12 protein-coding genes and 1 pseudogene are annotated in these 11069 nt (G+C 63.0%); 6 read left to right on the top strand and 7 right to left on the bottom strand.

Going from position 1 to position 11069, the window contains the following annotated elements:
- Nucleotides 1-209: 209 nt before the first annotated feature.
- The 3 genes from IVB13_RS00495 to IVB13_RS00485 form a co-directional block, all read right to left on the bottom strand.
- The gene (locus tag IVB13_RS00495; RefSeq protein ID WP_085351390.1) at nucleotides 210-632 is read right to left on the bottom strand and encodes a hypothetical protein; all 423 of its coding nucleotides are present in this window, start codon (nucleotides 630-632) and stop codon (nucleotides 210-212) included.
- 11 nt (nucleotides 633-643) lie between these two features.
- On the bottom strand, nucleotides 644-865 hold the full coding sequence (locus IVB13_RS00490) for a hypothetical protein (RefSeq protein WP_085351446.1): 222 nt from the start codon (nucleotides 863-865) through the stop codon (nucleotides 644-646).
- Nucleotides 866-1058: 193 nt separating this feature from the next.
- A complete protein-coding gene (locus IVB13_RS00485) occupies nucleotides 1059-1277 on the bottom strand; it encodes a hypothetical protein (protein ID WP_039799349.1) in 219 nt (72 codons plus the stop codon).
- Nucleotides 1278-2317: 1040 nt separating this feature from the next.
- On the opposite strand from IVB13_RS00485, the gene IVB13_RS00480 reads away from it, so the two are divergent.
- Nucleotides 2318-2695 (top strand): PRC-barrel domain-containing protein, encoded by a 378-nt coding sequence (locus IVB13_RS00480; RefSeq protein WP_085351388.1) that lies wholly within the window; start codon nucleotides 2318-2320, stop codon nucleotides 2693-2695.
- A gap of 407 nt (nucleotides 2696-3102) precedes the next feature.
- On the opposite strand, the gene IVB13_RS00475 is transcribed toward IVB13_RS00480, so the two are convergent.
- On the bottom strand, nucleotides 3103-4341 hold the full coding sequence (locus IVB13_RS00475; RefSeq protein WP_085351445.1) for an MFS transporter: 1239 nt from the start codon (nucleotides 4339-4341) through the stop codon (nucleotides 3103-3105).
- A gap of 129 nt (nucleotides 4342-4470) precedes the next feature.
- Here IVB13_RS00475 and IVB13_RS00470 point away from each other — a divergent pair, with 129 nt between their 5' ends.
- Both IVB13_RS00470 and IVB13_RS00465 read left to right on the top strand, forming a co-directional pair.
- A complete protein-coding gene (locus IVB13_RS00470; RefSeq protein WP_085395622.1) occupies nucleotides 4471-5079 on the top strand; it encodes a TetR/AcrR family transcriptional regulator in 609 nt (202 codons plus the stop codon).
- A gap of 169 nt (nucleotides 5080-5248) precedes the next feature.
- Nucleotides 5249-5839 carry a hypothetical protein gene (locus tag IVB13_RS00465; RefSeq protein ID WP_085351444.1) on the top strand — a complete coding sequence of 197 codons (591 nt, stop codon included), beginning with the start codon at nucleotides 5249-5251 and terminating at the stop codon, nucleotides 5837-5839.
- Between the two features lie 773 nt (nucleotides 5840-6612).
- Here the strand turns inward: IVB13_RS00465 and IVB13_RS00460 are convergent.
- Complete coding sequence (locus tag IVB13_RS00460) at nucleotides 6613-7986, bottom strand: PleD family two-component system response regulator (RefSeq protein ID WP_018455158.1); 1374 nt, start codon at nucleotides 7984-7986, stop codon at nucleotides 6613-6615.
- A gap of 14 nt (nucleotides 7987-8000) precedes the next feature.
- Complete coding sequence (locus IVB13_RS00455) at nucleotides 8001-8366, bottom strand: response regulator (protein ID WP_007603272.1); 366 nt, start codon at nucleotides 8364-8366, stop codon at nucleotides 8001-8003.
- Nucleotides 8367-8631: 265 nt separating this feature from the next.
- Between IVB13_RS00455 and IVB13_RS00450 the strand changes: the two genes are divergently transcribed.
- From IVB13_RS00450 to IVB13_RS00440, 3 genes and pseudogenes are all read left to right on the top strand, one after another.
- Nucleotides 8632-8943, top strand: a complete 312-nt coding sequence (locus IVB13_RS00450) for a DUF3572 domain-containing protein (protein ID WP_018455159.1) — start codon at nucleotides 8632-8634, stop codon at nucleotides 8941-8943.
- On the top strand, nucleotides 8940-10229 hold the full coding sequence (locus IVB13_RS00445) for a DNA polymerase IV (RefSeq protein WP_247487271.1): 1290 nt from the start codon (nucleotides 8940-8942) through the stop codon (nucleotides 10227-10229). Before IVB13_RS00450 ends, IVB13_RS00445 begins: the two co-directional genes overlap by 4 nt.
- Nucleotides 10229-10635: pseudogene (locus IVB13_RS00440) on the top strand (ACT domain-containing protein). The gene IVB13_RS00445 and the pseudogene IVB13_RS00440 overlap by 1 nt, the downstream one beginning before the upstream one ends.
- Nucleotides 10636-10644: 9 nt before the next feature.
- Here IVB13_RS00440 and IVB13_RS00435 read toward each other — a convergent pair.
- A complete protein-coding gene (locus IVB13_RS00435) occupies nucleotides 10645-11046 on the bottom strand; it encodes a RidA family protein (RefSeq protein WP_007603265.1) in 402 nt (133 codons plus the stop codon).
- Nucleotides 11047-11069: the final 23 nt, after the last annotated feature.

The raw sequence follows: 11069 nt of genomic DNA, 5'->3' as shown, positions 1-11069 counted from the left end.
GCCCATATTGCCGAAAGCAAATCCTTGAAAAACAGCGGCGAAAACACATTCTGCCAAAGTAGTGCTAGGGCGTGTACTCATTAAGCGGCCGCCCGCCAGATGTCCGGTTTACCGCTAACATCGGCCGCAGACCTGAAGGCCTTCGAGGTCGCACATGGGCCAATGGGCGACGTCACCGACGCCCAAACTTGACTGACGCAACACCGCGGCTAGCGAAGCGGGCGGGACCGGCTGAACAAGAAACCGCTGGGAGTGAACTTTCGGGCTACTGCGAGCGCGCTGGCCTCGCACGTTTCGAGCGCGATCTTCTGGGCCAGCATGACGTCGCCAATCGGAAGATCGCCAACGGGCAGGAAGCACAAGCCGATCTTTGGGCGACCGTTTTCGCCGATCTCGCAGACATTCGCAGCCGCTCCCGCATAGATCCTATAGCGGTTGCCCGTATCGCCGCCGACCACATCGAAATAGCCCGTTTGCGTGAATTGCCGCCGCTGGAGGGGCGAGAGGCAATGCCGCAGCAGCAGCAGCGCGCGTCCTTCGGGAGTGCTCTCGGCGCCGTGTCTAATGAACAGCGCCTTTGCAGCCCTCCTCCGTGAGCGTTCACCCGGCCGGGACGGCCTGAACAGCCACACGGCTCAGCGATTCAGCCGCCGACCAGCCTGGGGAAGAAGAGAGTTTCTTCCGCAGTGGGGTCGAACGATCGGATCTGCGCCACCTGATTTGAACCGGTCCGGACCGCGGCGGTGAAGCCGACGTTCCTCAGCTCGCGGAATCGCTGCTCCGCCTTGGCTACTTCTCGTGCATCGTTGGCGTCGAAAAAGTGACGGCTGTCGCCGGTACTGTCCATCACGACTTGGATCGGCATGCGGATCCCTCCTTGTTGCTTCATGACTGAAGCTCCGAAACCGGCGCCGGAAGGCGCAACAAAATGGGCCCCAGCTCCCGGGGGGCAATGGGGGAAGAGCTGAGGCCCGACTGAATTACCCACTTGGGGATGGGCATTGGGAAAACTTGGTAACTGACGAGTCGTTCCAAACTGCCGTTCCGCCTACAAATGTTCAGCGGCCTCTGTCGTCCTTGCCGTTGGGACTACCATCGCCGCCGCCGTTACCCCAGCCATTGTTGCCGTGGTGATGGACCGCGCTCGCACCCGATTTAGCAATTGCATCGGACGTGAGGGAGGTGGAGAGCAGCAGCGTTATGGCTGGAGGTGTCACCACCGCGAACTTTCCGCAGGTCTTCAGAAATTCGCGGCGGTCATCGTCTTCGTTAGGCATGGGGTCCCTCCGGTGCTGGCGGAGAGATTAAATACCTTAAATACAATTAAATCAATTAAACCATGTTATAAGTTCGGTCACGAACTGCGACAATAAGTTGGCAATGTTGAGCAGCCTGTGTCGGAGATTTAGTTCGCACTCAGGGACGAGTGCGCGACGTTCCGTGGCTAACTGACGACTTTGAGCGATGGTTTCGTTGGCTCGCTCGAGCAGGCACGTGTCTCGGCGCTGAATTCTTCGGCCATTTTGCGCTCCTAACATGCAGGCGGGAGCGCGGAATTGTCTCTCAGCCACCGACGCCTACGGTTAGACCCTCGGCCGGCGATGCGTATCAACGTGCGAAGTCGCTTATCATTGCTGGCGCTTCCCTGGCTCTCGTCCCCTCCTTCTCAGCAGGAGTGAAGGCGAGCGCTTGGAGAGGTTTTAGGAGGAAGCCCACCATCCGTCGGGGAATGGCTCCAGCAAAGTCCGATTGACTTGGTTGTCGTTGTCAGGGGCTGATAGCGCCTGCATTCCAGCTTGGTGGCGCGCGGCGACGGAAGCGGACAGACAGGGCGCCTGGTTCACGAGTTCGAAGGCGGCGCGAAGCAGGATGTGTCAAGCGTAATGGAGGCACACTGCGGGCGCTTCGCTCTGCTTCTTCGACTAGACCTCGAATATATTCCAATTCTGAGAGCTGAGAGGTGAGTTCGCTAAGTCGTTGGGCATAAAGGATTGCGCGAGAGCTTCGCATGAATGTTCTCCCCTGCGCAAAAAACTATCGGGAAAAACCAGCAAATCAATTTAACTATGTTAACGGGCTCGGTCACGAAAGTGCGCCCATAAGTTGCTCCAAGGCTATTCGAGGCTTCGCTACTCCCTCAGGGGCAGCGCGATGCGCTGGAGTCCGCTTTGGGTCCACTAGCGGTCCTCGACTGGCCGCGCTCCGTAGGTCAGCTACGGACCAATCGCGTCGATTTGGCGCTGCGGCGCTCAACGCAGGAACGTCCTCGTAGCTGCCAAGTTAAGCCGCCAAAATCACCTGTGAGGGAGACAAAGTCATGGCCCGCGCAACAGCCCACCCGGATCATCACTGCATCTCGAGCGAAGACATTCAGGGAACCGAGGTGTATGGAGCAGATGGAAAGAATATCGGTGAGATTGATCACCTCATCATCGACAAGGTGTCAGGCCGCGTAGCTTATGCAGTCATGAGCTTCGGCGGATTTGTTGGCTTGGGTCAAAGCCACTACCCCATTCCATGGAGCGCTCTGACGTATGATACGTCGATCCAGGGCTTCCGAACCAATATCACAGAGCAACAGCTCAGGGATGCGCCGGAGTTCAGCGATGACTCCTGGCAGGATCGAGATTGGGAAACGCGAACCCACCGGTATTATGGGACACCCACTTACTGGGAAGGGCGAGGTGGCCTATAACGCCAGACGACGCGCCGGAATTTTCCAATCGTGAGTGTCAGCTGAATTGATCGGCCACCCTCGTTGGATGCTGTCGGATCGATCTTCCGACCAATACTAGCATTGAGCTTCGCTGGAAACCGTCCAGCGAAGTTCAGGCAGTTTTGATTGATGAGCCTTGCAGCGAACAACGCCTGCCGCCCCGCATCGGAGGCGGAGGATGTCGCTCATTGGTTTTGCTCAGCTTCTCTCTAGAGTCAGCAATGGGTTCAAGCGGCGCCCAGCGGGCATTACCGTGAAGGTCCGCTGCGGACCAATTACGGAAGTCCCAAATTGGGCGCGGCGCTGAGCACTGATCGGGGCAGCGGTACCATCCCGTTTGATGATGCCGCGCTCCACGAAGTTTGCTCACCCGCTGGACGCCTCGCCTACGCCGTCCGCAACACCGGCGCCGGCGGCTGCGACGGCCGGATCAGCGCAAACGCAACCTGGATGATGCCGCCGGCCAGCCCCAGCGCGACGCCGATGCGCCAGGCCATCGTGTACGAGCCGAGCGCGTCGTAGAGCACCCCTCCCCCATACGCGCCGAGAAAGCTGCCGATCTGGTGGCTCATGAAGGCGAGGCCCTGGATCATCGCCTGCCAGCGGAGGCCGAACATTTCGGCGACGGCGCCCGCGACCAGCGGTCCCACACCCATCCACAGGAAGCCCATGATCGCGCCGAACAGCAAGGTCGAGGCCGGCGTCGCCGGCAGCATGAAGTACCAGGCCAGCGCGAGTGAGCGGAAGATGTAGATTCCGCCGAGCAGCGCGAGCTTGTTCCAGCGCTGGCCGGCCCAGCCGAAGAACAGCGAGCCGAGCACGTTGAAGCCGCCGATCATGCCGAGCGTCTGCGCGCTCAGCATCGGATCGAGGCCGCAGATCGCGAGATAGGACGGCAGATGCGTCGTGAGGAACACGAGCTGCATGCCGCAGACGAGATAGGCGCAGGTCATGACCACGAACGACGCGTTGCCGAGCGCGGTCTTCGCCGCGATCAGGGCCGTGGCATCGACGATCTCATCAGTCGCGGGCTTCGGCAGCGGGACCGCGTCGACGCGCCCGGCATACCAGGCCGCCGGGATCATCAGCACCGACATCACCACGAAGCCGGCGAGCCCGACGCGCCAGCCAAAGCCCTCGTTGAGCATCTGCCCGATCGGCGCCGACAGCAGCGCGCCGAGCGAGCCCGCACCGGAGACGATGCCGAGCACGGTGGAGCGCACCGTTGCGGGCACCGCGCGCGCCGCCACCGACATCGCGATCGCCGCCGCGGTGCAGGCCAGCGAGGTGCCGATCAGCACGCCGGCGCCGATCATGATGGCGACGAGACCGTTCGCGGTTGCCATCAGCACCAAGCCCGCGATGTACATGAAGGAGCCAGCGATCATGATAGGACGGAAGCCGTAGCGCGTGGTCATCGCGCCGGCGAGCGGCTGGAGAAAGCCCCAGGCGAGGTTCTGCACGGCCAGCGCCAGCGTGAAATCGGAGATCGACAGATGGATGTCGTGGGTCAGCGGCTGCATGAAGATGCCGAGGCTCTGCCGCAGCCCCATGCTCAGCGTCAGCATGATCGAGGCGCCGATCAGGATGGGCAATGTCGGGCGCAGGACCTGCAACAGGGGCATTTTTGTCTCCCTCATCGGCGCGGCGCGAGCGCCGTCGTCTGCAATATCAGTTGATTTTGGTTACACAGACCTGTGTACTTAGGCTATGAATAGCGTGCGCTGTCAAGCAAACAGGACATTCACCGCCGCATGGCTCCCCCGCCCGCCCCACAGACGATGAAAGAGCGGATTCTCGAGACCGCCGACAAACTGTTCTATCTTCAGGGCATTCGCGCCATCGGCGTCGACACCATCGCGGCCGAGATCGGCATCTCCAAGCGCACGCTCTACAACCACTTCCCCTCCAAGGACGCGCTGATCGCCGCCTACCTGGAGCGCCGCTTCGTGCAGCCCCGCCCCTCGGACAAGCCGGCGGCCGAGCAGATCCTCGCCACCTTCGATTCGCTGGAGCGCCGCTTCGCCGCAAAAGACTTTCGCGGCTGCCCGTTCGTGAATGCGGTCGCCGAGCTTGGCCCGGCCGACCGCGCCGTGAAGAAGATCGCAATCGCCTTCAAGGAAAGCCGCCGCATCTGGTTTCGCGACCGCCTCAACGAGCTCGGCGTTGCGAACGCGGAGGCGCTCGCAACGCAGCTCGTGCTGCTGGTCGACGGCTCGATCGCGCAGGACCTCGTCCGCGACGACCCCGCAATGGCCCGCGCCGCGAAGGAAGCGGCGACGGTGCTGCTGCGGAATGCGGGGGTGACGGTGGGAGATCAGACTACGGTGAAGCGAGGCAAGCGGCCGGCCCGGCATCCCTGAAGCAGCTGCAACATCAGAACCCGCCGCTCGCCGCAAGAAGTCCGGATCGGAAAGCACGCACCGCAAGGTCCGTTTGCCGTGCTTCACCCTTCGATCTCTTGAAGCGATTGGACTGAGAGGAACCATCGTCATTTCGGCGTAGTTGACCTTCTTTACACCGGAGAAGGTCATGAATCGAAAATCGCTTCTTCTTACAGCCGCACTGTCCTTCGCTGTTGCCGCTCCCGTCTTCGCACAAGGCGGCGGCGGAGGTGGTGGCGGCGGTGCCGGCGGAGGCGCGGGTGGCGCAGCTGCGAGCGGCGGCGCGTCCGGATCATCCGCCAGCTCAGGCGCAGGCACTGGCACGTCTGGCGCCGCCAATGGAGGCCCCTCGGCGCCATCCGGCATGGGCACAAACGGAACCTCAACCGGCGCTCACACCAACAACTCTCCAACCAACCCGAACGTTCAGCCCCCGACGCCGAACGGGAATACTGCGAGCACACCGACCACCACCGGCGCGGGCAACACCGCGTCAGGAGCACAGGCGGGCACGCCAAACGGGACCGACAGGTCCGGTATCACGGCCACCAATGGCGCCAACAGCGACAACAAGGGCCAGATGAGCCCCGCGGAGCAGGCAAGAACGGGGATCAAGACGCTTCCACAGGACCAAACTCCAGGAGCCGTCAGTGCGCCGGGCGTTGGCGTCGGTCATGCGGCGAACGGCTTGCCGATCGGTACGCCCGGTTCGGGGACCAGCAACGTCGATCAGAAGTGACCCGGACTTTCTCCATCCCCACAGGGCCCGCTACGGCGGGCCTTTTCTGTGACGTCCTGAAGGGAGTGGACGAGGCCTAGCGCTGCGAGGGCGAGACATGGAGTAAACTTGGCATCAGGCGGCCCTGCCGATACACTGGTTTCTTTTTGAGGCGTGCCCATGATTAGATTTTCGTCGTTGCTGCCAATTTCATTTCTGATCATCTGCACCCCGGCCTGGGCCGACGAGATGAAGATCCAATTCACGTTTGGACCTCCGCGGCCCTGCACCACCGTCTTTCCCAATCCCGAAATCAAGATGAAGAGTGTTCCGCCCGGCACGCGCACGATCGTCGTCAAGTTTCGCAGAGAGAAGAACTACGAGATGGGGGGGCCAGGAGATCCCATTTCCTTCAGACAACATCGTGAAGCCGGAGAGCTTGCGAACCTGGGGCCCCTGCAATTCCGGCCTGTACACTTATGAGGTCATCGCGAAGTCCAGCACGGGCGCGGCCCTGGCCAAGGCAGAATGGTCGGAGCCCTATCCTCCCTGACCTGAAGGGTGGACGCCCGCTTGTTCGCCGTGGCGTGCCGGATTCCTCGCTAGCGGGATGACAGCAGAGTTTGTGGATGTTGGATGCTAGCAGGATGCTCCTGTTTTGCCCGACGAGTCAAACGGCAATGCTGTGCGCATCAGCCGTTTTGCAGCCGACGTAAGCCATTGATCCGACTAGTGTCGGCTACTGTGCATGGGGTTGTTTTCGCGTTTTTTTACGCGGGCGTGTGCCAGCGGCCTCACGCCGCGTGCGACACCACGCGATTGCGGCCGTCGTGCTTGGCGCGGTACAGGGCGGTATCGGCGCGCTTGAGCACGTCGCCAACCGCCTCGCCCTTCTGCTCCAGCGTGGTCAGGCCGATCGAGATCGTGACCTCGATGCGCTTGGTGCCCTTGTGGATCGCAAAGGGCTCGCCGGCGATCGAGCGGCGCAGGCGCTCGGCGACCATGCCCGCGACGTGGAGATCGGTCTCCGGCATCACGATGACGAATTCCTCGCCGCCGTAGCGACAGGCAAGGTCGATGCCGCGGATCGACTTGCGCACCCGCACGGCGAATTCGCGCAGCACGTCGTCGCCGGCGTCGTGGCCGTAATTGTCGTTGATCGACTTGAAGTAGTCGATGTCCAGGATCATCAGCGCCAGCGGCTTGCCGCGGGTCGCGGCCTGCTCGGCCAGCGTCGCCAGATGGCTCTCCATGTAGCGGCGATTGTGCAGCCCCGTGAGCGCGTCGGTGATCGCCATCTCGATCGAATTCTGCACGTTGTCGCGCAAATGGTCGGTGTAGCGGCGACGGCGGATCTGGGTGCGGGCACGCGCCAGCAGCTCGATCTTGTCGATGGGACGCAGCAGATAGTCGTTGACGCCGATCTCGAGCCCGCGCAGCAGCCGCGTCGCGTTCTCGGGGTCGGCGATCGCCAGGATCGGCACATGCCGCGTGCGCTCCAGCGAGCGCGCCTGGCTGCACAGCCGCAGGCCGTCGAAATTGTTGAGGTCGAGCGAGACGATCAGCAGATCGTAATTGCCCTCGGCGGCGTGGAACAGCGCCTCCGTCGGGTTCGGCTCGACGTCGATGGTGTGCTCGGCGGCAAGGATCGTCGCCAGCCGTTCATAGGAGGACTGTCGGTCGTCGACCAGCAGGATACGGCCGCCCTTGCCGGTGTCGGAGATCGCACTGCGCTCGGGCGCCTGCATGCCGATCTCGAGCGAGGTGATGGCGCGCATGCGCAGCTCGTCCGTCATCATCTTCAGCCGGGTCAGCGAGCGCACGCGCGCGATCAGCACGACATCGGAGACGGGTTTTGTCAGGAAATCGTCGGCGCCGGCTTCCAGCCCGCGGTTGCGGTCGGACGGGCTGTCGAGCGCGGTGACCATCACGACGGGAATGTGATGCGTGGCCGGATCGGTCTTGAGCCGGCGACAGACCTCGAAACCGTCCATGTCCGGCATCATGACGTCGAGCAGGATGATGTCGCATTCGGCGCGGGCGCAGATCGCCAGCGCCTCGGTGCCGTTCGCGGCGGTCATCACGTCGAAATATTCGGCGGACAGGCGGGCTTCGAGCAGCTTGACGTTGGCGGGGACGTCATCGACGACGAGAATACGCGCGGACACTGTGAACTCACTTCCTATCCGATGAAACGTCGGACCGTCTCAATGAATTTGCCGACCGAGATCGGCTTGGACAAATAGGCCTCGCAGCCGCCCTCGCGGATGCGCTCTTCGTCGCCCTTCATCGCGAACGCCGTGACGGCGACGACGGGAATGCTGCGCAGCTCCGGATCGTCCTTGATCCAGCGCGTCACCTCCAGGCCCGAGACCTGCGGCAATTGGATATCCATCAGCACGAGGTCGGGCCGCATCTTGCGAACGAGGTCGAGCGCCTCGTAGCCGTTGCTGGTGCCGGTGGTCTGGTAGCCGTGCGCCTCCAACAGGTCGCGGAAGAGCTTCATGTTGAGCTCGTTGTCTTCCACGATGAGGACGGTCTTAGCCATCCCGCCCTCCTGATTGGTCCGCAGACCGATGCATGTGACGCCTCAGGCGCCGGTCGCCGGCGCTTCGAAAACTGGATTCAAACTAGCCTTGAATTCGCTTGAGTTTCGTTAAACCCGAGGGCCGACTTTCTGCGATGTGGTTTCCAGTTGCTTGTCGGGGGTCGCAAGACTTGGGTAAGAGACTGGGCAAGAGACTTGGAAACGAGACTCGGGCATGGTGGCCCAAAGTAGACACCGAAAGTTAACGGAAAGGCAAACCGGCCACGTGAAAAAGCCTGTTCACAACCCGCGCGAAGTCGCTGAAATCGTTGCGCTTCAGGCGCTGTCTTTCGTCGCGGGCGAACCCGAGCGGCTGGGCCTGTTCCTGGCCGAGACAGGGGTCGGCCCGGAGATGCTGCGCAATGCCGCCTCGGACCCCAATTTCCTGCTGAGCGTGCTCGATTTCGTGATGCGCGACGACGCCACCGTGCAGGCCTTTGCCAGCGCTGCGGAACTGCATCCGACCAACGTTGCCGCAGCGCGGCAGGTTCTCGGCGACGCGCTCGGCGACCCCAATTGGGAGCGCGACGTGCCGTGACCTCCCTGGAGAGGGCCGGGCCCCGCTGCTTCTGCCGGGATTGTTCGGCCGATCTGGATATGGGCGTGCGGCGCTGTTCCACCTGCGGTTCCCCCCGCCTCGCCCGCCACCGCGCGCTCGCAAGCCTGACCATCGCACATATCGACTGCGACGCCTTCTACGCGACCGTCGAGAAGCGCGACAATCCCGACATCGCCGACAAGCCCGTGATCATCGGCGGGGGCAAGCGCGGCGTGGTGTCGGCCGCCTGCTACATCGCCCGCACCTACGGCGTGCGGTCGGCCATGCCGATGTACAAGGCGTTGGAAGCCTGCCCGCATGCCGCCGTGATCCCGCCGAACATGGCGAAATATGTCCGGGTCGGGCGCGAGGTGCGTCAGGCCATGCAAGCGCTGACGCCGCTGGTCGAGCCGCTTTCGATCGACGAGGCGTTCCTGGATCTCTCCGGCACCGAGCGGGTGCACGGCATGATCCCGGCCAAGATGCTGGCGCGGTTCGCACGCAACATCGAGCGCGACATCGGCATCAGCGTCTCGGTCGGCCTCTCCTGCAACAAGTTCCTGGCGAAGATCGCCTCCGACCTGGACAAGCCGCGCGGGTTTGCTGCGCTCGACCAGGAGGAAGCGCGCCTGATGCTGGCGGAGAAGCCGGTCGGTTTCATTTTCGGCGTTGGACCCGCGACGCAGGAGCGTCTGGTGCAACGCGGCTTCCGCATCATCGCGGACCTGCAGAAGGCCGACGAGATCGAGGTGATGCGGCAGTTTCCGAGTGACGGCCGCAGGCTGTGGCGACTCGCGCGCGGCATCGACGACCGCCGCGTCGAGCCCGATCGGGGCGCCAAGACGATTTCGAGCGAGACGACGTTCGAGACCGACATCCGGGACTTCGCGACGCTGGAGAAGATTTTGTGGCGGCTGTGCGAAAAGACGTCGTCTCGCCTTAAGAGCAGCGAGCTCGCCGGCCTGACCGTCACGTTGAAGCTGAAGACCGCCGATTTCCGCCAGCGCACCCGCTCGCAGTCGATCACGGCCCCGACGCAGCTTGCCGCGAAGATCTTCTCGATCTGCCGCGAGATGCTGGCGAAAGAGATCGACGGCACCGCCTTCCGCCTGATGGGCGCCGGCGTCAGCGCCCTGCGCGAGGGTTCAGTCGCCGACGACACCGACATGCTCGACCGCCGCGCCGCCCATGCCGAGCGCGCGGTGGACAGCTTGCGCAAGAAATTCGGCAGCGCCGCAGTGATCCGCGGCATCGCGTATGAGGGGCCGGAAAAGGCGCAGGAGTGATGACAGGCGAACGCGACCTCCACGCACTGCTGAGACACATGAAGCCGGAGATGCGGCCGGGCATCTTCGTGTTCTGCACGATCCCGACGAACGAGCCAGTTCCCGCAGCGCTAGTCCACTGCTGACGTTTTGCGAGCAGGAAGGAACGACGCTGGTGCTCCTGCGCGAAGAGGCCGAAGCGGCAGGACTACGCCACGCATTTGCATCGTGCCTGATCACCCTGACGGTTCACTCCGCACTCGATGCGGTCGGCTTCCTGGCGGCGATCACGGCACGTCTCGCCGCAGCCGGCATCAGCGTGAACGCCGTGTCGGCGTTTCACCACGATCATTTGTTTGTGCCGGCAGACAGGGCCGACGACGCGATGGTTCTTCTGCGAGAGATGTCCAACGCAACACACTTGTAGCGAAAGATCTCAATCCGCGACAGCCACCGCTTCGATCTCGATCATCCATTCCGGCGCGGCGAGCGCCGAGACGCCGACCAGCGTGCTCGCCGGCGGCTCCATACCTTCGAAGAAGGCCGAGCGGGCCTTGCCGATGATCGGGCGCAGCTCCGGCTTGTAGTTCACGACGAAGGTCGTGATCTTCACGATGTTGGCGTAGCTCGCGCCGGCCGCCTTCAGCGCATGCCCGAGATTCTGCATCACCTGCGTGGTCTGCGCCGCGAGATCGCCCTCGCCGACAATCCGCCCCTCCTCGTCCACCGACACCTGGCCGGAGATGTAGATCGTCCGCGCCCCCGTGGCGGTGACGACATGCGAATAGGCGGGATTGTGATGCAGGCCGCTGGGACGGAGATGATCGAGCTTGGGCATGACGAGCCTCCCGGATGTTTGTG

It is taken from the genome of Bradyrhizobium sp. 17 (assembly GCF_023073515.1).
Taxonomy (GTDB): domain Bacteria; phylum Pseudomonadota; class Alphaproteobacteria; order Rhizobiales; family Xanthobacteraceae; genus Bradyrhizobium; species Bradyrhizobium canariense_D.
Note: the sequence above shows the minus strand (reverse complement) of the source record. Positions and strands in the feature narration are given on the sequence as shown.